The 20,401-nt window shown below is 68.2% G+C and carries 23 protein-coding genes; 8 read left to right on the top strand and 15 right to left on the bottom strand.

The window, feature by feature from the left end; all coding sequences use genetic code 11:
- Positions 1–98: 98 nt before the first annotated feature.
- Positions 99–890, bottom strand: coding sequence for an inositol monophosphatase family protein (locus ACZ2G3_RS01790; RefSeq protein ID WP_419269956.1), 792 nt, complete (start codon positions 888–890; stop codon positions 99–101).
- A gap of 70 nt (positions 891–960) precedes the next feature.
- A complete protein-coding gene (locus ACZ2G3_RS01785) occupies positions 961–1,875 on the bottom strand; it encodes a LysR family transcriptional regulator (protein WP_470397264.1) in 915 nt (304 codons plus the stop codon).
- 91 nt (positions 1,876–1,966) lie between these two features.
- On the opposite strand from ACZ2G3_RS01785, the gene metF reads away from it, so the two are divergent.
- A complete protein-coding gene (metF, locus tag ACZ2G3_RS01780) occupies positions 1,967–2,839 on the top strand; it encodes a methylenetetrahydrofolate reductase [NAD(P)H] (protein WP_470397262.1) in 873 nt (290 codons plus the stop codon).
- Positions 2,840–2,864: 25 nt separating this feature from the next.
- Here the strand turns inward: metF and ACZ2G3_RS01775 are convergent, their stop codons facing one another.
- Positions 2,865–3,944: a DUF2235 domain-containing protein gene (locus ACZ2G3_RS01775; RefSeq protein WP_470397260.1), complete on the bottom strand. Its 1,080-nt coding sequence runs from the start codon at positions 3,942–3,944 to the stop codon at positions 2,865–2,867.
- Between the two features lie 35 nt (positions 3,945–3,979).
- Positions 3,980–5,134 (bottom strand): type III PLP-dependent enzyme, encoded by a 1,155-nt coding sequence (locus ACZ2G3_RS01770; RefSeq protein ID WP_470397259.1) that lies wholly within the window; start codon positions 5,132–5,134, stop codon positions 3,980–3,982.
- 159 nt (positions 5,135–5,293) lie between these two features.
- On the opposite strand from ACZ2G3_RS01770, the gene ACZ2G3_RS01765 reads away from it, so the two are divergent.
- Positions 5,294–5,725, top strand: a complete 432-nt coding sequence (locus ACZ2G3_RS01765; protein ID WP_470397258.1) for an Lrp/AsnC family transcriptional regulator — start codon at positions 5,294–5,296, stop codon at positions 5,723–5,725.
- On the opposite strand, the gene ACZ2G3_RS01760 is transcribed toward ACZ2G3_RS01765, so the two are convergent.
- Positions 5,722–6,354 carry a winged helix-turn-helix transcriptional regulator gene (locus tag ACZ2G3_RS01760; protein WP_470397256.1) on the bottom strand — a complete coding sequence of 211 codons (633 nt, stop codon included), beginning with the start codon at positions 6,352–6,354 and terminating at the stop codon, positions 5,722–5,724. The genes ACZ2G3_RS01765 and ACZ2G3_RS01760 overlap by 4 nt on opposite strands.
- Positions 6,355–6,426: 72 nt before the next feature.
- Here ACZ2G3_RS01760 and ACZ2G3_RS01755 point away from each other — a divergent pair, with 72 nt between their 5' ends.
- From ACZ2G3_RS01755 to ACZ2G3_RS01745, 3 genes are all read left to right on the top strand, one after another.
- On the top strand, positions 6,427–6,786 hold the full coding sequence (locus ACZ2G3_RS01755; protein ID WP_470397255.1) for a DUF1428 domain-containing protein: 360 nt from the start codon (positions 6,427–6,429) through the stop codon (positions 6,784–6,786).
- Positions 6,787–6,876: 90 nt separating this feature from the next.
- Positions 6,877–9,927 carry a valine--tRNA ligase gene (locus ACZ2G3_RS01750; RefSeq protein WP_470397253.1) on the top strand — a complete coding sequence of 1,017 codons (3,051 nt, stop codon included), beginning with the start codon at positions 6,877–6,879 and terminating at the stop codon, positions 9,925–9,927.
- Positions 9,928–10,006: 79 nt separating this feature from the next.
- Positions 10,007–10,330, top strand: a complete 324-nt coding sequence (locus ACZ2G3_RS01745) for a DnaJ family domain-containing protein (RefSeq protein WP_470399011.1) — start codon at positions 10,007–10,009, stop codon at positions 10,328–10,330.
- Here the strand turns inward: ACZ2G3_RS01745 and ACZ2G3_RS01740 are convergent.
- From ACZ2G3_RS01740 to ACZ2G3_RS01730, 3 genes are read right to left on the bottom strand one after another with little or no spacing between them, the layout of a single operon-like run.
- Complete coding sequence (locus ACZ2G3_RS01740; RefSeq protein ID WP_470397251.1) at positions 10,317–11,417, bottom strand: pyridoxal phosphate-dependent aminotransferase; 1,101 nt, start codon at positions 11,415–11,417, stop codon at positions 10,317–10,319. The genes ACZ2G3_RS01745 and ACZ2G3_RS01740 overlap by 14 nt on opposite strands.
- A complete protein-coding gene (locus tag ACZ2G3_RS01735) occupies positions 11,417–11,653 on the bottom strand; it encodes an Lrp/AsnC ligand binding domain-containing protein (RefSeq protein WP_103171752.1) in 237 nt (78 codons plus the stop codon). Before ACZ2G3_RS01735 ends, ACZ2G3_RS01740 begins: the two co-directional genes overlap by 1 nt.
- Before the next feature lie 24 nt (positions 11,654–11,677).
- Entirely contained in the window at positions 11,678–13,054 is a 1,377-nt protein-coding gene (locus tag ACZ2G3_RS01730) for an MATE family efflux transporter (protein WP_470397249.1), read from the bottom strand.
- Positions 13,055–13,216: 162 nt separating this feature from the next.
- On the opposite strand from ACZ2G3_RS01730, the gene ACZ2G3_RS01725 reads away from it, so the two are divergent.
- Genes ACZ2G3_RS01725 through plsY form a run of 3 tightly spaced genes read left to right on the top strand, consistent with a single transcriptional unit; the run spans position 13,217 to position 16,043 of the window.
- Complete coding sequence (locus ACZ2G3_RS01725; protein WP_419269937.1) at positions 13,217–14,176, top strand: aspartate carbamoyltransferase catalytic subunit; 960 nt, start codon at positions 13,217–13,219, stop codon at positions 14,174–14,176.
- A gap of 2 nt (positions 14,177–14,178) precedes the next feature.
- Entirely contained in the window at positions 14,179–15,459 is a 1,281-nt protein-coding gene (gene pyrC / locus ACZ2G3_RS01720) for a dihydroorotase (protein ID WP_470397247.1), read from the top strand.
- On the top strand, positions 15,456–16,043 hold the full coding sequence (gene plsY, locus ACZ2G3_RS01715; RefSeq protein WP_470397245.1) for a glycerol-3-phosphate 1-O-acyltransferase PlsY: 588 nt from the start codon (positions 15,456–15,458) through the stop codon (positions 16,041–16,043). The genes pyrC and plsY overlap by 4 nt, the downstream gene beginning before the upstream one ends.
- On the opposite strand, the gene ACZ2G3_RS01710 is transcribed toward plsY, so the two are convergent.
- From ACZ2G3_RS01710 to ACZ2G3_RS01680, 7 genes are all read right to left on the bottom strand, one after another.
- Positions 16,040–16,444, bottom strand: a complete 405-nt coding sequence (locus tag ACZ2G3_RS01710; RefSeq protein WP_470397244.1) for a hypothetical protein — start codon at positions 16,442–16,444, stop codon at positions 16,040–16,042. The genes plsY and ACZ2G3_RS01710 overlap by 4 nt on opposite strands.
- Before the next feature lie 105 nt (positions 16,445–16,549).
- A complete protein-coding gene (locus ACZ2G3_RS01705; RefSeq protein WP_470397243.1) occupies positions 16,550–17,920 on the bottom strand; it encodes a glutamate--cysteine ligase in 1,371 nt (456 codons plus the stop codon).
- A gap of 69 nt (positions 17,921–17,989) precedes the next feature.
- A complete protein-coding gene (locus ACZ2G3_RS01700) occupies positions 17,990–18,496 on the bottom strand; it encodes a hypothetical protein (RefSeq protein ID WP_470397241.1) in 507 nt (168 codons plus the stop codon).
- Positions 18,497–18,533: 37 nt separating this feature from the next.
- Positions 18,534–18,968, bottom strand: coding sequence for a molybdenum cofactor biosynthesis protein MoaE (locus ACZ2G3_RS01695; protein ID WP_470397239.1), 435 nt, complete (start codon positions 18,966–18,968; stop codon positions 18,534–18,536).
- A 3-nt stretch (positions 18,969–18,971) separates the two neighbouring features.
- Positions 18,972–19,223: a molybdopterin converting factor subunit 1 gene (moaD, locus tag ACZ2G3_RS01690; protein ID WP_470397238.1), complete on the bottom strand. Its 252-nt coding sequence runs from the start codon at positions 19,221–19,223 to the stop codon at positions 18,972–18,974.
- Positions 19,213–19,845 (bottom strand): CDP-diacylglycerol--glycerol-3-phosphate 3-phosphatidyltransferase, encoded by a 633-nt coding sequence (gene pgsA, locus ACZ2G3_RS01685; protein WP_419269921.1) that lies wholly within the window; start codon positions 19,843–19,845, stop codon positions 19,213–19,215. The genes moaD and pgsA overlap by 11 nt, the downstream gene beginning before the upstream one ends.
- A 78-nt stretch (positions 19,846–19,923) precedes the next feature.
- Positions 19,924–20,307 carry a hypothetical protein gene (locus ACZ2G3_RS01680; RefSeq protein WP_470397237.1) on the bottom strand — a complete coding sequence of 128 codons (384 nt, stop codon included), beginning with the start codon at positions 20,305–20,307 and terminating at the stop codon, positions 19,924–19,926.
- Positions 20,308–20,401: the final 94 nt, after the last annotated feature.

The following is a 20,401-nucleotide window of genomic DNA, read 5'->3' as shown; positions in this document are numbered from 1 at the left end:
GCTTTCAGGGTCCCGGCCCTGTTGCGCCCCGCCCGAGGCGAGGTCAAGCGATGGCAGGGTTGCACGTCGCGCAATCCCGCCACCGTGTCACCGGTGCGTCAGTCGCGGTTGCGGATGATCTTGGCGAAGGGGTCCAGCAGGGTCGGGTTGGCCGCGATGATGCGTCCCGATTCCAGCGGGCTGTCATCGGGGCGGATGCCCTCGACGAAGCCGCCGGCCTCGCGCACCATCAGGATGCCTGCGGCGACGTCCCAGGGCTTGTTGCCGCGCTCCCAGTAGCCGTCAAAGCGGCCGGCCGCGACATAGGCCAAGTCCAGCGCCGCGGCGCCAAAGCGGCGCACGCCCGCGCAGACCGGCATCAACTGCGCCAGGTCCTGCAGCGCGGCGGGCAGCGGCCCGCGACCTGCGAAGGGAATGCCCGTCGCAAAGACCGAATCGGCCAGCCGCGTGCGGCCCGAAACGCGCAGGCGCTGGTCGTTCATGAAGGCGCCGCCGCCCTTTTCCGCCACGAACAGCTCGTCCTTGGCGGCGTCGAAGATCACGGCGGCGACGATGTCGCCCTTGTGCTCCAGCGCGATGCTGACGGCCCAGTGCGGCAGGCCGTGGAGGAAGTTCGTGGTCCCGTCCAGCGGGTCGACGATCCAGCGGCGGGTCGGATCGTCGCCGGCATCCTCGCCGGTCTCCTCGCCCAGCCAGCCATAGCTGGGCCGGGCGTTCATCAGTTCCTCCTTGATGACCCGCTCGGCCTCGCGGTCCGCGCGTGTCACGAAATCGCCGGCGCCCTTGACGCTGACCTGAAGGTTCTCGACCTCGCGAAAATCCTTGACGAGGCCGCGCCCGGCCTTGCGGGCGGCCTTGATCATCACGTTCAGATTGGCGCTTGCCATCACATGCTCCGGGAATTGGGGTTGGGCGGGTCATAGGGCAGACGCGCCGGAAAGCCAAGCGTCAGGCCGCAGGTCAGCTTGGGGCGCCGCGCAGCATCCGCAGGGGTTCGGTGCGCGACAGCCGCAGCACATGCGCCATGTAGGGCTGCGACAGGTCGCCCGTGCGCACCGCCGCATACAGCCGCCGCCGGATGCCCTGCGCCCCCAGGGGCAGCAGGACCAGTTCGGGATTGGCGGCCTCTCGGCGCAGCACCCAGTCCGGCATGACCGCCACCCCCCGGCCGGAGGCGACCAGCATCAGCGCCACGGCGGTCAGCTCGACCGTCCGCTGCCGGGCGGGTTCGATCCCGGCAGGGGTCAGGAACTGGCTGAAGACGTCCAGCCGCGCGCGGTCCATTGGATAGGTGATCAGCGTCTCCCCCGCCAGGTCGGCCGGATCGGCATGGCCCTTGGCGACCAGCGGATGGCCCGCGGGCACGACCATCGTGGGCGCATAGTCGAACAGCGGCTGGAAGGTGACACCCGCCAGATCCTCGGGGTCGGATGAGATCACCAGGTCCACCTCCTCGCGCACCAGCGCGGGCAGCGCGCCAAAGGCCAGCCGCTGGCGGATGTCCACGTCCACGTCGGGCCAGGCGCGGCGGAAGATGTCCAGGACCGGCAGCAGCCAGTCGAAACAGGCGTGGCACTCCATCGCGATGTGCAGGCGGCCGATGCGGCCGGCCTCGACGCCCTTGAACTCGGCCTCGGTCGCGGCGACCAGGGGCAGAACCTGTTCGGCCAGGCGCAGCAGGCGCATGCCGGCCGCAGACAGGCGCATCGGCTTGGCGCGGCGCACGAACAGCTCGACGCCCGCCTGCTCCTCCAGCGCCTTGACTTGGTGGGACAGCGCGCTTTGGGTGATGTTCAACACCTCCGCGGCGCGGGCCAGGCCGCCCTGCGCATGGATGGCGTGGACGGTCCGCAGATGGCGCAGTTCCAGGTTCATGATGAGCCGGCCTCACATTGATCTTGAAGATTATGAATTTGTCTCACGCAGAGGGGCGTGGCACAAGTGGCGCCAACAGAAAGGATTCGCCATGACCCCGCCGAAGATCAGCTTCGAGTTCTTCCCGCCCAAGACGCTGGAGGCCTCGTTCCGGCTGTGGGAAACCGCGCGGGTTCTGGCGCCGCTGGCCCCCGACTTCGTGTCGGTCACCTATGGCGCGGGCGGCACGACGCGCAAGCTGACCCATGAGGCTGTGACCACCATCAACCGCCAGTTCGGGCTGGAGGTCGCGGCGCATCTGACCTGCGTCGAGGCCACGCGCGCCGAGACGATGGAGATCGTGCAATCCTATGCCGATGCCGGCATCCGCCAGATCGTGGCCCTGCGCGGCGACGCCCCCCAAGGGGCCGCGCGCTTTACCCCGCATGACGACGGCTTTGCCAATTCGGTGGAGCTGATCGAGGAGATCGCCGCACGCGGCGACATGACCATCCGCGTCGGCGCCTATCCCGAGCCGCATCCCGAAAGCCCCGACAGCGATGCCGACGTCGCCTGGCTCAAGCGCAAGATCGATGCCGGCGCCTCCAGCGCGATCACGCAGTTCTTCTTCGAGCCCGAGACCTTTTTCCGCTTCCGCGACAAATGCATCACGGCCGGGATCGAGGCGCCGATCATCCCCGGCATCCTGCCGATCCAGAGCTGGGCCGGCACCAGGCGTTTCGCGGCCAGCTGCAACACCACGGTTCCCGAATGGGCCGAGGAGGCCTTCCAGCTGGCCTCGCTGGACGGTCCCGAGGCCGAGCGTGCCCTGGCCACCAGCCTCTGCGTGGACCTGTGCGAAAAGCTGATCGCGGGCGGGGTGGACCAGCTGCATTTCTACACGCTGAACCGGCCCGAACTGACGCGGGACGTCTGCGCCGCCCTGGGCGTCCGGCCTGCGGCGGGCATCGAGGCGGTGGCCTGACCGGCGGTCGCTGGCGGGCTGCGCGTCAGGCCGTACGCGACGGGTTCTCCTCCCTGTCGGCCGGAGCCTTCCTTCTGCGCCGTCGCGGACGGTCCGCCGCCAAGGGCGCCAGCGCCCCCGTCAATAGGGCAGGCCCCGGATAGGGGCGCAGGACCAAGACATGCAGCGCCTCGGTCGCATATCGGCCGGCCAGACGCGGGGCGCGCATCAGAAACAGCTTGCCCCAGTTCCGCCAGGACCCGATCGACGGGGCCGTCGCGTCGCGGGGAAACAGCTCCCTCCAGCCCTGCGGCAGGGCCAGCCCCGATGCCTCGGCGCGCTCCAGCATCCAGACCAGGGGGATGTTGGCCAGCGGCCGTGCGAATTCCAGGCCGCTGAGCTGGCCGCCGATATCGGCATGGGCGCCGCGGAACCACATCTGCTCGATCCGCCCGGCGGCATGGTCGTCATCCCACAGCAGGGGCGCAAAGGCGGCGCGGGTCTCATCCAGCGCCAGGGCCTGATAGCCCCGCTCGATCCCCTGCCCCAGATGCGCGTCGTGAAATCGAAAGCGCGGCTCGGTCAGCACCCACAGCGCCGGCAGCCGCAGCCCGAAGGCTGTTACCGTGTCGAAGCAGCCCACCATTCGGATCGGGGCCGCGGCGTGACAGCGGCGGCGGCGGAACAGGTCCAGCGTCTCACGTGCCGCCCCCTGCTGGTAATAGCGCCAGGCCAGCCGGATATGACGCTCGGTCGCGCCCTCGGCGCGCAGCAGGCCGACGCGGCTGATCATGCCCGCCAGGCTGCGGACGGCAAAGGCCCCGCGCGAATAGCCCAGCATGAAGATGCGGTCGCCCGGCTGATACCCCGAAGCGAGCCAGCCATAGGCTTCGGTGATGCGCAATTCCAGGATCCGGCCCATCGCCAGATCAGGCAGGGTCTGCCAGCGGTTCCACTGCTGACCCATTCCGTAATGGACCCGCATCCGGCCCGCCGGCATCGGCCCCAACTGCCCGGACAGAAGCCGGTAGATCCGCCCGATCGAGCTGCGCCTGCCCTCGGCCAGAGAGGCGAAGGTGCCGTCCATCAGCACGACATGGGTGGTGGGCGGGCGAATCGCTGTCATGCCCCCAAGACTAGCATGGGGGCATGAGCGAATCGTTAGGACAGATGCATCACCGTCGCGTGGGTCATGGCGCCGAAGCCATTGAATCGCGTGTTGGTTACGGTCGAATATGCCCCGGCTCCGTGGAAGATCACATAGTCGCCCTCGGCAACATCCTCCGGCAGGCTCAGCTCTCCGGGCAGGCGGTCCACCGAATCGCAGGTGGGGCCAAAGATCACCCGCCCGCCGGCATCGCCGCCGCGCGGCTGGCCCTGCGGGGTCAGCACCTCGATCCGGTCGATGTTGCCGATGATGGGCAGCTCGGCCAGGCCGCCATAGACGCCGTCGTTGAGGAAGACATGACCGCCATCGCGGATCCCCTTGACCCGGGTGATCAGCGAATAGGCGTCCCCGACCAAGCCGCGGCCCGGCTCGCAGACCAGCGCCGGCGCGTCATCGCCGAACATCTCGGTCGCGGTGTCGCCGATCTCCTGGAAGATCGAGGCCAGGTCGGGCTCGACCCCCACCACGCGGTGCGACGGGAAGCCGCCGCCGACGTTCAGCCGGTGCGCCCGCACGCCTGCCATGTCGCAGATGTCCTTGGCCACGCGGATATAGCTTTCCCAGGCAATCGGGTCGGTGCATTGCGTGCCCGGGTGGAAGGTCAGCGAGGCGACATAGCCGCGCCGCGCCACCTCGGCCAGCAGCTCGGCCGCCAGTTTCGGCGTCGCGCCGAATTTCGACCCGAAGTCATAGGCGGCGCCCAGCACCGGCAGCTTGAAGCGCGGCGAGATCTCGACACCTTCGCCGGCCACCTCTGTCGGCACCTGCTCGAACAGCTTGTCCAGCTCGGACCGGCTGTCGACGGACCAGGCGCGGATGCCGGCGGCGACGGCATGGGCGATCTCGGACCGCGAGCGGACCGGGTTGTGATAATGCCGTGCGGCACGCGGGGCCATGCGCCCGATCAGGTCGATCTCGAAGGGCGAGGCGACGTCGAAACCCTGGATGCCGGCGGTCACCAGGTTCTGGATCACGGCCTCTTCGGGGTTGGACTTCACCGCATAGGTGACAAGCCCCGGAAATCCTTCAATGAACTGCCGCGCACGGTCCTGCAGCACCGTCGGCGCGAAGACCATGACCGGATGTTCCGGGGCGAGATGGCGAATAACCTCGGCCGGATTGTCCCAGACGGTCTTCTGTTGTCCCATTGCGGTTCCTTTCGAACAGGCAGTGCGGGTAAGGGGCTTGAACTCAGAATGGCGCTTTTGGGTTCCGAATTCACCGATGAAAAGGGTAGATTCGCACCTTATCCCGGTTATTATGCCACCGATCATGTCATTTTGACGAAATCTGCCGGCAGGGGACCCTTGGACGATCTGGATCGCAACATATTGTCGCAGCTGTCGGGCGACGCGCGCATTTCGGTGGCGGTCCTGGCGCGGCGGCTGCGCGTGGCGCGGTCGACGGTGCAGGCCCGGCTGGAGCGGCTGGAGGGCACCGGCGCGATCGCCGGATACACGCTGCGCCTTGGCGAGGCGGCACAGGGCGCACGCATCCGCGCCTCGGTCCTGGTGGGGATCGAGCCGCACAGCCTGCCCGCCGTCCTGTCGCGGCTGAAGGTCATGCCGCAGGTCGAACGCATCCACACCACCAGCGGCCGGATCGACCTGCTGGTGCAGCTGGCGGCCGGATCGACCGCCGAACTGGACGACACGCTGGACCGGATCGGCGGGATCGAGGGCGTCCGGTCCTCCGAAAGCCTGATCCACCTCTCCACCAAGCTGGATCGCGCGGTCTAGCGCAGCCGGAACAGGTCCAGGAACCGCTGCGCCAGCGCGCCGTCGCCGTGCAGGACCACGTCGTCCTGCACGGTCAGGGGCTGCGGGCCATAGACCGCGCGCGCCAAGGAATTGCCGCTGCCCTCCAGCACGAAATCGGCCCGGGGATCGTCCTGCGCCTCAACCTGAAGGACGCTGTCGCCGGTCAGCCGCTGCACGAAGCCCTCGCGCCCGATCAGGAAGCCCGCGCGCAGCGACAGGCCCTGCGCCGCCTGCGCGTCGATCATCGCCGTCATCGAGATCATCAGCGCGGCCGGGCTGATGAAGCGGCCGGGATCATGGCCCGGATGCAAGGCCCCCCAACGGCACAGCGCCTGCAGGACCGGCAGCAGCCCCCGCCCCGACGGCGTCGCGCCATACAGACCAAGCCGCGCGTCGTGCCGAACTACGCCCGCGCCGATCAGCTGCGTCAGGCGCTGCGTCAGCACCGCCGCCGTGATCCCGGGCAGGCCGGTGCGGATCTGCTGGAACCGCTTGTCGGCCAGCATCAGCTCTCGCAGCACCAGCAGGGCCCATCGGTCCCCCACAAGGTTGAGGGCATGGGCCGCAAGGCAGCCTTCGTCATATCGCAGCCGGGATTGTTCGGTCATAAAATGATACTAACAGTTGCTTTTTCATATCTCAAGGCGCACCCTGCCTGTGGGGAATCACAGGAGGATCAGATGACCTACTATTCCGGTTTCGTGCTGGCCGTCCCTGCCGACCAGAAGGACGCTTACGCCGATCACGCGCGCGCGGCCTGGCCCATGTTCAAGCGGTTCGGCGCGCTGCGGATGGTCGAGGCCTGGGGCGAGGACGTTCCTCATGGCCAGCAGACCGATTTCTACCGCGCCACCCAGGCCGTGGAGGGCGAGGTGCCGGTGTTCTCGTGGATCGAGTGGCCCGACCGCGCCACCGCCGATGCGGCCTGGACCGCGATGATGGCCGAACCGCAGCCCGAGATGTCGTCCATGTCCGACATGCCCTTTGACGGCAAGCGGATGTTCTGGGGCGGCTTTGCGCCGGTGGTCGACCTCAGCTGAGCTGCCGCAACCGGCATGGCCCCTGCCGGCATGTCTTGGCCTTTGCCCCTGCATTCGCTAATCCGTCCCCAGGCAAGGGGATATGCAGCGATGACGATGGACAAGAGCTTTGACGCCAAGGCCGCCGAGGCCCGGATCAGCGCCGAATGGGAACGGGCGGATGCCTTCGCGGCCGGCGCCAATGCCTCGCGCAGCGAAACCTTTACCGTGATGATCCCGCCGCCCAATGTCACCGGCAGCCTGCATATCGGGCACGCCTTCAACAACACGCTGCAGGACATCCTGGTCCGCTGGCACCGGATGCGCGGCTTTGACACGCTGTGGCAGCCCGGCCAGGACCATGCGGGGATCGCGACCCAGATGGTCGTCGAACGCCAGATGGCGCAGCGGGGCGAGCCGAACCGCCGCGAGATCGGGCGCGACGCCTTTGTCCAGAAGATCTGGGACTGGAAGCGCGAATCCGGCGACACGATCATGGGCCAGCTGAAACGCCTCGGCGCCAGCTGCGACTGGTCGCGCAACGCCTTCACCATGTCCGGCGCCCCCGGCGCGCCCGCGGGCGAGGAGGGCAACTTCCACGACGCGGTGATCCGGGTGTTCGTCGACCTCTACAACAAGGGCATCATCTATCGCGGCAAGCGGCTGGTGAACTGGGACCCGCATTTCGAGACCGCGATCAGCGACCTGGAGGTCGAGAACCGCGAGGTTCCGGGCCATATGTGGCATTTCAAGTATCCGCTGGCGGGCGGCGAGACCTATGAATATGTCGAACGCGACGAGGACGGCAACGTCACCCTGCGCGAGACGCGCGACTATATCAGCATCGCCACCACCCGCCCCGAGACGATGCTGGGCGACGGCGCAGTGGCCGTCCACCCCTCGGACGCGCGCTACGCGCCCATCGTCGGCAAGATGGTGGAAATTCCGGTCGGCCCCCGCGAACACCGCCGCCTGATCCCGATCATCACCGACGAATATCCCGATCCCGATTTCGGGTCCGGCGCGGTCAAGATCACCGGCGCGCATGACTTCAACGACTATGGCGTCGCGATGCGCAACAACATCCCGCTCTATGCGCTGATGGACACCAAGGGCTCGATGCGGGCCGACGGCCTGTCCTATGCCGAAAGCGCCGCCATCGCATCGCGCGCCGCACGGGGTGAGGATGTGGGCGAGATCTCGGCCGTGAACCTGGTCCCCGAGGATCTGCGCGGCCTGGACCGGATGGAGGCGCGCAAGCGCGTGGTCGATGCGATCACCGCCGAGGGCCTGGCGGTGACCTACCTGCACAAGGAGATCGACAAGGAAACCGGGGCCGAGCATCTGGAGCGCCGCCCGGTGGTCGACGCCAAGCCGATCATGCAGCCCTTTGGCGACCGCTCGGGCGTGGTGATCGAGCCGATGCTGACCGACCAATGGTTCGTGGACACCCAGCGCATCGTCGGCCCCGCGCTGGAGGCCGTCCGGACCGGGCGCACCCAGATCCTGCCCGAGCAGCACAAGAAGGTCTATTTCAACTGGCTCGAGAACATCGAGCCCTGGACCATCAGCCGCCAGCTGTGGTGGGGCCACCAGATCCCGGTCTGGTATGGGCCGAGGGTGGAAGAAGGCTACGACATCGAGAACGATGGCATGGCTGCTCTTACATATAATCCACCAAAGCAGTTTTGCGCCGCGACCGAACAAGAGGCTTTAGAGGACGCAAAGAAATACTACGGGGCCGCCGTCGAGATTCGAATTAGCCCAGTAGACTTTTTTGATCCACTGCAAACGGGTCACCGCAAGAACCCAAATCCGGCAGCCTTTGGCTTAGGCAATGCTGAACGTCAGCATGTTCAAAGAATCGACCTCTCACGCGACCCGGACGTGCTGGACACCTGGTTCAGCAGCGGCCTTTGGCCCATCGGGACGCTTGGCTGGCCCGAAAAGACGCCCGAGTTGGAGAAGTATTTCCCGACCGACGTGCTGGTCACGGGCTTCGACATCATCTTCTTCTGGGTCGCCCGGATGATGATGATGCAGCTGGAAGTGGTGGGCGACGTGCCCTTCCACACGGTCTATGTCCACGGGCTGGTGCGCGACGAAAAGGGCGCCAAGATGTCCAAGTCCAAGGGCAACGTGATCGACCCGCTGACGCTGGTGGACGAATATGGCGCGGATGCGCTGCGCTTTACGCTGACCAGCATGGCCGCGATGGGCCGCGACCCCAAGCTGGGGCCGAAGCATGTCGAGGTGAACCGCAACTTTGTCACCAAGATCTGGAATGCCGCCCGCTTTGCCGAGATGAACGGCGTGCGCGGCGGCGGGCAGCGGCCCGCACCCGCCCATACGGTCAACCGCTGGATCATCGGCGAGACGGCGCGGACGCTGATGGATGTGGACCAGGCGCTGGCCGCCTATCGGTTCAACGATGCGGCGACGGGGCTTTATGCCTTTGTCTGGGGCAAGGTCTGCGACTGGTACGTGGAGTTTGCCAAGCCGCTGTTCGACGGCGAACATGCCGAGGAGACTCGGGCGACGATGGGCTGGGTTCTGGACCAGTGCTGCCTGATGCTGCACCCGATCATGCCCTTTGTGACCGAGGAGCTGTGGGCGACAACCGGAGATCGCACCTCGATGCTGGTCCATGGCGACTGGCCCCAGCTGGGCGCGGACCTGATCGACGCGGATGCGGACCGGCAGATGAACTGGGTGATCGCGCTGATCGAGGCGGTACGCTCGGCCCGCGCGCAGATGGGCGTGCCGGCGGGCGCGAAGCTGGACCTGGTCGTGACCGAGGCGGAGGCGGCCGCCCGCGCGGCGCTGGCCGCCAATAGCCCGCTGATCGAGCGCCTGGCGCGGGTCAACGCCCCCGTCGACGGCGCGGCGGGCAAGGGGATGATCGCGGTTTCGGTCCAGGGGGCAAGCTTTGCGCTGCCCATCGGCGACGTCATCGACGCCGCGGCAGAGACAGCCCGCCTGCAGAAGGCCGAAGGCAAGGTCCGCAAGGACGCCGAGGGCTTGCAGAAGCGCCTGTCGAACCCGAAATTCGTCGAGAATGCCGAAGCCGAGGTGATCGAGGAGACTCGCGACAAGCTGGCGGCGCTGGAGGATGACATCGCGCGCCTGCAGGCGGCGCTGACGCAGCTGGCCGCGATGTGAGCCTGGTCGGCCGGCGGCCCCGGCGGGGGCCTTGGGCCGAGGGTATTTGGGCAACGAAGAAGCGCAGGCGGAGGTGCGCATGGGCTGGCTGGAGCGGATCGCCGAGCGGATGATGCTGAAGGCCCGCGCCGAGGGAAAGTTGCAAGGGCTGGAGGGCGAGGGGCGACCCCTGCCCGACCGGCCCGTCGAGAGGGATGCGACCGCCGCAGGTTTCCGGATCATGGCGCAGGCGGGCGTCCTGCCCGAGGAGATCGTCCTGAAAAAGCAGGTGATCGCGGCGCAGGCCCGTCTGGCCGGCATGCCCGAGGGGGCCGAGCGCGCGGCGTTGCTGGCCGAGATCGCGCGGCTGCAGATGCGTCAGGCGATCGCCGAGGAGGCGCGGCGCCGTTTCATGCGGGACTGACGGCTGCCAGCGCCCGGGGCAGGACGTCGGCCAGCACGTCAAGATGCGTCGCGGGTGCACAGCTGATCCGGATGCAGCGATCCAGGGGGGCGACAGCCGGCATCCGCACGAAGACCCCCTGATCCTCCAGTGCCGCGACCAGCGCGCGGTTGAAGTCGCCGTCGCGGCCCGTGTCCAGCGCCACGAAATTCGTGGCGGACGGCAGGGCGGTCAGGCCGTTATCCGCGCCGATCCGGGCGATCTGGTCGCGCGCGGCCTCGACCTGGGCCACGACATGCGCCAGCCAGCCTTGGTCGGCCAGCGCCGCCAGGGCACCGGCCTGGGCGATGCGGTTCACGCCGAAATGGTTGCGGATGCGGTCAAAGCCCGCGATCAGGTCCGGCGCACCGATGGCATAGCCGATCCGTGCGCCGGCCAGGCCATAGGCCTTGGAAAAGGTCCGCATGCGGATGACGCGGGGGTCGTCGGCGGCAATGTCCGGAATGGCTTCGGCGGGCGCGAATTCCGCATAGGCCTCGTCTAGGACCAGCAGGCAGTCGGGGGGCAGGTCCTCCAGCATCGCCTGGATCACCGAGCCCTTGTGCCAGCTGCCCATCGGATTGTCGGGATTGGCCAGATAGACCAGCCGCGCCCCTACCTGCCGGGCCCGCGCCAGCAGGGCCTGCGGATCCTCGGCGTCATCGCGATAGGGGACCTTGCGCAACGCGCCGCCAAAGCCCGTCACGTGATAGTTGAAGGTGGGATAGGCGCCCTCGGACGTCACCACCGCATCGTCCGGACCGACCATCAGCCGCACCAGGTTGCCCAGAAGCCCGTCGATCCCCTCGCCCACCATGATGTTGGAGGGCTGGACCTTAAGATGCGCGGCCAGCGCCCGGGTCAGGTGGTGGCTGGGGCCGTCGCCGTATTTCCAGATCTCGTTCACCGCCTCGCGCATGGCCCGCGCGGCCAGGGGGCTGGGGCCGAAGGCGCTTTCGTTCGCACCCAGGCGGGCCAGGAACGGGGCCTGGCGGCGACGCTCCAGCGTCTCGGGGCCGACAAAGGGGACGGTGGCGGGCAGGCCCGCCGGCAGGGGCGCGAACCGCATCAGAAGGCGCGGAAGGTCATGGTCGTCAGGGTCCGGCTGATATGGGGGATGTCGAACAGCCGGTCGGACAGGAAGCGGCCGACATCCTCGTCCTCGGGGATGTAGACCTTGGCGATCAGGTCGTAATCGCCCGAGGTGGAGTAAAGCTCGCTGACGACCTCGCGGTCATAGATCGCCTCGGCCACCTGATAGGTCTTGCCGGGTTCGCAGCGGAACTGGACGAAAACAGGGCGCATCTGGGATCTCCTTCCGGGCGCAGGTTAGACCGCGGCGGGGACGCGGGTCCAGTCCCCGCGCGCGTGGCCGCGCCAGAAGCGCCGCATCAGCAGGACAGCCGCGAAGCTCAGCCCGACGCAGAGGCCCAGCCACAGGCCGGCCGGGCCAAAGCCCAGGGGGAAGGCCAGCGCCCAGGCCACCGGCATGCCGACCACCCAATAGCTGAAGCCGGCGATCCACATCGGCACCTGCGTGTCCTGGACGCCGCGCAGGAAGCCCAGGGCGATGACCTGGAAGGCGTCGGTCAGCTGGAACAGCGCCGCATACATCAGCAGCATCGAGCCCAGCAGGACGATTTCGGGGGCCTGCGGGTCGGTCGGGTCCATGTAGAGCCGCACCAGCTGTTCCGAGAACAGCAGATAGAGGGCGATGAAGACCATCGAAAAGACCAGCGACATCCAGACGACCGTCAGCGCCGCGTCGCGCATCCAGGGACGGTCGCCGCGGCCCTTGGCCTGCCCCACCCGGACGGTGGCCGCGTTCGACAGGCCCAGATGCGCCATGAAGGTGATCGAGGTGATCTGCAGCGCGATCCCGTGGGCGGCCAGCTGCGGCGTGCCGATCCAGCCCATCATGATGTTCGAGGCGACGAACAGCCCGCCTTCGGCCACCATGGTCAACCCGATCGGCCAGCCGATCAGCGCCACCTGACGCATCGCCTGCCAGTCGGGCCGCCAGAAGCGCTGGAACAGGTGGTACTTGCGCGCCATCGGCAGCCAGGCGGCATAGATCACCAGCAGCAGCAGCTGGAACACCTGCACCGTGACGCTGGCGATGGCGGCGCCCTGGACGCCCAGTTCCGGCGCACCCAGGTTGCCGAAGATCAGCACCCAGTTCAGCGCCAGGTTCAGCGGCAGGCCCGCCAGCGTGACCCACATCACCACCTGCGTCCGCTCCAGCGCCGCCAGATAGGAGGCCAGCGTCAGCTGTCCCAGCACGACGCCCAGTCCCCAGCCTGCGATGCGCAGGTAGTCCTGCGACAACGAGGCCACCGTCGCGGTCTGCCCCAAAACCAGCAGGATCGGCTCGGAATACCACATCAGGGGCATCACGATCAGCGCGAAGGCCGAGGACAGCCACAGCGCCATGCGCGTCCCGCGCCGGACCTCGGTCTCGTCGCCCGAGGCGATGTTGCTGGCGATCAGCCCCATCACGCCGGTGCCGAAGCCCATGCCCAGGAAGAACAGGATGTGGAAGAAGGATGTCGCGATGACCAGCGCGGCCAGCGGCTCGACCCCGTACCAGCCGATCATCACCGTGTCGCCGATGCCGATGGCCATGCGCGCCAGGTGGCTGCCGATCAACGGCAGCCCCAACGACAGGGTCGCAAGGATGTGAGGGCGATACCGGCTCATTTGCATGATTGCGCCATAGCCTGCCGCCCGCGACGCGGCAAGAGGAGGGTTGCATCACGTGCAGGGATCCGCACCCTTTTCCCCAGGGCTCCATGCCATCGTCCCTGCCGGCTTGCCGGATTCCCCGCCATCTGCGATAGAACCCCCGTCCCCACCATGAGGCCGCACATGAGCTTTCGCGCCCGCCACCTTCTGGGCATCGACCATCTCAAGCCGGACGAGATCACGTCGCTGCTGGACCTGGCCGAAGACTACGTCGCCCTCAACCGCCGCACGGTCAAGCATTCCGACGCGCTGGAGGGGCTGACCCAGATCAACATGTTCTTCGAGAACTCGACCCGCACCCAGGCCAGCTTCGAGCTGGCGGGAAAGCGGCTTGGGGCGGACGTGATGAACATGGCGGTCAGCCAGTCATCGGTGAAGAAGGGCGAGACGCTGATCGACACGGCGCTGACGCTGAACGCGATGCAGCCCGACCTGCTGGTGGTGCGGCATCCCCATTCGGGCGCGGTGAACCTGCTGGCCGAAAAGGTGAACTGCGCGGTCATCAACGCGGGCGACGGGCGGCACGAACATCCCACGCAAGCGCTTTTGGATGCGCTGACGATCCGGCGCGCCAAGGGGCGGCTGCACCGCCTGACCATCGCCATCTGCGGCGACATCGCGCATAGCCGGGTCGCACGATCGAACCTTATCCTGCTGGGCAAGATGGAGAACCGCATCCGCCTGATCGGACCTGCGACCCTGATGCCCTCGGGCGTGGCCGAGATGGGCGTAGAACTGTACGAGGACATGCGCGAGGGGCTGAAGGGCGCGGATGTCGTCATGATGCTGCGGCTTCAGCGCGAACGCATGGACGGCGGCTTCATCCCGTCCGAGCGCGAATATTTCCACCGGTGGGGCCTTGATGCGGAAAAGCTGGCCCTGGCCGCGCCGGACGCGATCGTCATGCATCCCGGCCCGATGAACCGCGGGGTCGAGATCGACGGCACCATCGCCGACGATATCAACCGCAGCGTGATCCAGGACCAGGTCGAGATGGGCGTGGCCGTGCGCATGGCCGCGCTGGACCTGCTGGCCCGCAACCTGCGGGCCGAACGCGGCCGGGCCGCAACGGGCGAGGTGTGACCATGGACCTGATTTTTGCCAATGCACGCCTGATCGACCCCGAGACGCAGCAGGACGCCCCCGGCAGTTTGCGCGTCACCGACGGCCGCATCAGCGGCCGGGGCGCGCCCGGCGAACCCGCGCCCGAAGGCGCCACCGTCATCGACTGCGGCGGACGGGCGCTGGCCCCCGGCCTGATCGACTGGGGCGTCAAGATTGGCGAGCCGGGCGAACGGCACAAGGAAAGCTTCCGCAGCGCGGGCCGCGCGGCTGCGGCCGGCGGCGTGACCACGATGATCGCCCGCCCCGACACGATCCCGCCCATCGACACGCCCGAGTCGCTGGAATTCGTGGCGCGGCGCGCGTTGGATGCACCCGTCAACATCCACCACATGGCCGCCCTGACCAAGGGCCGCGAAGGCCGGGAAATGGTCGAGATCGGCTTCCTGACCGACCTGGGCGCGGTGGCCTTTACCGATGGCGTGCGCGTGGTCCGCGACACCAAGCTTCTGTCGCGCTGCATGACCTATGCGCGGGGGCTGGATGCGCTGATCGTGGGCCACCCGCAGGACCCGGGCCTGTCGCAAGGCGCGGCCGCGACCAGCGGCAAGTTCGCGTCGCTTTACGGGATCCCTTCGGTCTCTCCCATGGCCGAGGTGATCGGCCTGGACCGTGACCTGGCGCTGGTGGCGATGACCCGCTGCCGCTGGCATGCCGACCAGATCACCACCGCCGGCGCCCTGCCCGCCCTGGGCCGCGCGCGCCAGGCCGGGCTGGACGTCACCGCCGGGATCTCGATCCATCACCTGACGCTGAACGAGTTCGACGTCGGCGACTATCGCACCTTCTTCCGCTTTACCCCGCCCCTGCGGTCCGAGGATGACCGCCAGGCGATGGTGCAGGCGGTGGCGGACGGGCTGATCGACGTGATCGCCAGCTTCCACACGCCGCAGGACGAGGAATCCAAGCGCCTGCCCTTCGAGGCCGCCGCCCCCGGCGCTGTCGGGCTTCAGACCCTGCTGCCGGCGGCGCTGCGGCTCTATCACCAGGGCGGGCTGACCCTGCCGCAGCTGTGGCGGGCGATGTCGCTGAACCCGGCCCGGCGGATGAAGCTGCCCTCGGGCCGGTTGTCGACCGGGGCGCCTGCGGACCTGGTGCTGTTCGATCCGGACGCGCCCTTCCTGATGGACCGCTTCACGCTGCTGTCGAAATCCAAGAACACGCCCTTTGACGGCGCGCGCATGCAGGGGCGCGTGCTGGGCACTTGGGTCGCGGGCCGCCGTGTCCACGGAGAAGACGCATGAACCTGATCCTCTGGACGCTGTTCGGCTATCTGCTGGGCTCGGTGCCCTTTGGCCTGGTGATCGCCCGTGCGGCGGGCCTGGGCGATCTGCGCAAGATCGGCTCGGGCAATATCGGGGCGACCAATGTGCTGCGGACCGGCAACAAGCCGGCCGCGCTGGCCACGCTGCTGCTGGATTCGGGCAAGGGCGCCATCGCCGTCCTGATCGCCCGCCAGTTCGGAGGCGAGGCTACGGCCATCCTGGCGGGCGGCGCGGCCTTTCTGGGCCATTGCTTCCCGGTCTGGCTGGGCTTCAAGGGCGGCAAGGGGGTCGCGACCTTCCTCGGCACGCTGCTGGCGCTGCACTGGCCGCTCGGCCTGATCGCCTGCGCCACTTGGGGGTTGACCGCGCTGGTCAGCCGCATCAGCAGCCTCAGCGCGCTGCTGGCCGCGGCCCTGGCGCCGGTCTTTGCCTGGGGCATGGGCCGGACCGACATCGCGGCGGTCTCGGCCTTCATGGGGGTGCTGATCTTCATCCGGCACCACGCGAACATCCGCCGCCTTCTGGCGGGGACCGAGCCGCGCATCGGCCGCAAGCAGGCTTAGCGTTCGGCGACCAGGATGCGGCGCGAGGGGCGCGACGGGGGCACGGCGGCGCCCCGCAGCCCGTTGGGGGTAAAGGGCCCCTGCATCTCGGGCTGGGGCGCGGCGGGTGCCGGAGCGTCGTCCTCCTCCGGCAGGACCTCGGCCGGCGCCTCGGGCGCGGACAGGTGCCGCAGCGCCTCCACCCCGCGACGGGCCGAAACGGCGATCGAGATCAGGGCAAGGCAGGCCCCCGCCAGCAGGATCAGGACCGCCAGCCCCAGCAGCCCCAGAAAGATCGGCATCGGCGGCACGCCCTCGGCCTGCCGCACCAGGGCCACCACCGCGCCCAGCACGGCTAGCACCCCCAGGCCAAATACGACCGCGACCAGCCGCCCGATCCACTGCATCACATCACCACGCATGACTCGTCCCCGCATGTTTTGCACGTGGCCTGCCACCAGACGCGCGCCGGATCAAGCACTGCATCCTCACCTTCGCGTGCAGCCCCCAAAGGGGGCCGGCCTGCATCAGTAGGAATATTCGTCATAGATGCGGTTCAGATCGCCGCCCCAGGATCCGTGATATTTCTCCAGCAGCTCGTCCGCCGGGACCTTGCCGCTGTCCACGCTTTCCTTCAGCGCATTGAGGAAATGCGTCTCGTCCGGGACCAGCCCGTCATTGCCGGACCGCGCCCGCGCCTTCAGCCCGCCTTCGGCGATGGCCAGCACCTCGCGCGCCAGGTCGTGCATCCCGACGCCGCCCGCCTGCGCCTGCAGCCCGTCCCGGCCCGCCGCGATGCGCAGCCCTTCGCGCGTTTCCGCGTCCCAGTCCTTGACCAGATCCCAAGCGGCATCCAGCGCGCCCTGGTCATAGGTCAGCCCGACCCACAGCGCCGGCAGGGCACAAAGCCGCCGCCACGGGCCACCATCGGCGCCGCGCATCTCGATGTACTTCTTGACGCGGGCTTCCGGAAAGACCGTCGTCATGTGGTCCGCCCAGTCCGACAGGGTCGGCACCTCGCCCGGCAGGGCGGGCAGGCGACCGTCCAGGAAATCCTTGAAGCTCTGGCCCAGGGCGTCGATGTATTTCCCGTCGCGATAGACGAAATACATCGGCACGTTCAGCACATAATCGACCCAGGCCTCATAACCGAAGCCGTCCTCGAAGACGAAGGGCAGCATGCCCGTGCGCGCCGCGTCCAGGTTCTGCCAGATATGCGCGCGCCAGGACTTCATCCCGTTGGGCTTGCCATCCAGGAAGGGCGAATTGGCGAACAGCGCGGTCGCCACCGGCTGCAGCGCCAGCGCCACGCGCATCTTCTGGACCATGTCGGCTTCGCTGGCGAAATCCAGGTTCACCTGCACCGTGCAGGTCCGGTACATCATCTGCGTGCCAAGCGTGCCCACCCGGCCCATGTAATCGGTCATCAGCCGATAGCGCCCCTTGGGCATCATCGGCATGTCGTCCTGGCCCCAGATGGGCGCGGCGCCCAACCCGATGAAGCCCGCGCCGATCTCCCGGGCGACGGTCTCGACCTCGGCCAGGTGCTGGTTCACCTCATTGCAGGTCTGGTGGATCGTTTCCAAGGGCGCGCCGGACAGTTCCAGCTGGCCGCCGGGCTCCAGGCTGACATTGGCGCCGTCGCGCTCCAGCCCGATCAGCTTGCCGGCCTCCAGGACGGGGGACCAGTTGAACCGGTCGCGCAGCCCCTCCAGCATCGCGGTGATCGAGGCCGGCCCCTCGTAGGGCAGCGGCATGCGGTTGGCCAGGTCATAGCCGAACTTTTCGTGCTCGGTGCCGATGCGCCAGTCCGCCTTGGGCTTTTCGCCGCTGGCGATATAGGCGGCAAGCTGGTCGCGATGCTCGATGGGGCCTCCGCCCTGCTGGGGTATGGACATGCGGTCGAGGCCTCTCAAGGTTTCAAGTCGATCACAGGTGGCAAGGCCGGCCAGCCGAGTCAAGCCGCCTCAGTCCTGTCTCCGCCAAACGGTGCGGATGGCGTCACGCTGATCGGCCACATGCGCCAGCGCCGCCGAGACGGCCCGCATGTCAAGCCCCGGCAGGGCCGTGAAGGCATCGGCCAGCGCCTCGGCCCCGGCGGCATCGGCCGGCACCAGCAGCGCCTCGCCGGTATGGCTGCGCAGCCGCCAATGGGCGCGGGCGCGCACGCGCAGCAGGCGGATTTCGGTCAGGTCGCGCAGGGCGATCTCTCCGCCCAGTTCGGTGGCGCCGTAATAGCGGATCGCCCCCTCGACCACCTCGACCACGCCGGGCGCCGCCACGGGACGGCGGAAGGCGCCGCGCCGCAGCGCGCCCAGGGCCAGGACCGCCCCGACCAGCGCCACGGCGCCCCCGACCAGGGCCAGGAACCAGCCGCCGCGAAAGGCCAGCCACAGGCCAAGACCCGCCAGGCCGACGAAGATGATGAGTTCGGCATGCCGGCCGAAGCTTTGGCGCAGTTCGGGGCGGATCATCCGGCAACCCCCATAGGCGACCCGGCGTAGGCGCGGCCTACCACCGCGACAACGCGTCCTCGTCGCTGTTCTTGGCCTCGACCCAGGTGGCGCTGCCGTCGCGGGCGATCTCCTGCTTCCAGAAGGGGGCGCGGGACTTCAGCCAATCCATCAGATAGTCGGCCCCCTCGAAGGCGGCGCGGCGGTGACGGGCAGCGGTGGCGACCATCATGATCGGCGCCCCGACCTCGATCCGTCCATGACGGTGGATGATGCGCCAGTCGCTCAACTGAAAGCGGCGGGCGGCCTCGGCGCCGTAATCGTTCAGCGCCCGTTCGGTCATGCCGGGATAATGCTCGATCTGCAGCGCCGCCATCAGGCCGGTGTCGTCGCGCACGAGGCCGGTGAAGGTCACCACCGCGCCGGCCCCCGCGCCAAAGCCCGCCAGTTCGGCCGCAAGATCGAAGGGCTCGGCCTGGACACGCGCCGACATGGATCAGCCGCCCGTCATGGGCGGAAAGAACGCGACCTCGCGCACCCCCGCCAGCGGCGCGTCCAGGTCGGCCAGTTGCTGGTCCACCGCGCAGCGCAGCGTGCCCAGATCCGCGAATGCCGCGGCATGGCCGTCGGAACGGGCGACCAGCTGCGCGACCAGGTCGCGCACCGTGGCGGCGTCGGTGGTCACGGTTTCCCGCGGCTGGCCCACGCGTTCGCGCAGCCAGGCGAAATAGAGGATCTCAAGGGTCACGCGGCGGCTCCTTCAGATAGGGCAGCGCCTTGACGAAATAGTCCCAGCCCGTCACGGCGGTCAGCACGGCGGCCAGCCAGATCAGCACCAGCCCGGCATGGGTGGCCAGCGCCGCCCAGCTGCCCGACCAGACCAGGCCGGTCTCGCCCACGCGGGGCGGCCGGCCGTCGGTGACATAGGCCAGACCGGTGCCCAGGAACAGCACCGCGATGGCCACCATCTGCAGGGTCGTCTTCCACTTGGCCAGCTTGGTGACCGCCAGGGTGCGGGACTTGTCGCCCAGGAATTCCCGCAGGCCCGAGACAAAGACCTCGCGGAACAGGATCACCGTCACCGGCAGGATCAGCCAGGGGTTCATGCCCGAATAGCCGGTGATGACGACCAGCGCGATCACCACCATCGCCTTGTCGGCGATCGGGTCCATGGCGGCACCAAAGCGGCTTTCCTGCTTCCAGGCGCGGGCCAGGTAGCCGTCGAACCAGTCGGTGATCGCCGCCAGCAGGAACAGCGTCAGCGCCGCCCAATCCGCCCAGGGACGATGGAAATACAGAAACATCAGCGGGACGGCGGGCGCCGCCAGAAGCCGAAGCAGGGTCAGGATATTGGGGAGGTTCCAGCGCATGAGGGCACGCTAGTCGCTGCCGCACCGGTTGGAAAGGGGCAAGGCGCCACGCCCCTGCCCCGGCCATGGTCCCCGGCGTCAGGCCGCCTTGTCGGTGTTGTCATCCAGGTCGAAACTCTGCTGCCCGATGGTCAGGTGCAGGGCCTTGATGCGCGTCTCGCCCAGGTAATGCGTCGGGCGGCCGGTGACCCGGACCGCGTCCCCCGGCAAAAGCGCCAGCCCCTCAAGCCCCAGCGCGCGGTTGCGGGCATGGCTGCCCAGTTCGACCGTCCAGTTCATGCCGTCGGGCGCCCGCACCTGCAGCGTCGGGTCGCTGCCCTTGATGTTGATGTCGGTGATGGTCGCGTCGAGGCAGGTCAGGTCGTCGTCGTCCAGTGGCATCGGCGATGCGGCAGCGGCATCATGGGGCGCGCGCAGGACAATGCGATACGCGAGCGGTCCGAAGAACCCGGCAAAGGGCATGTCAGCCTCCTTTGTCATCTGTGAGCAAGATCGAAGCCTACTCCGAATCGCTCGCGTCTGGGTGGTATGGTGCTACCGGATACCCCGATCGGCC

This window comes from Paracoccus sp. KKT209 (assembly GCF_055635455.1).
The sequence above is the reverse complement of the archived record's forward strand: the minus strand, read 5'-3'. Positions and strand labels throughout refer to the sequence as shown.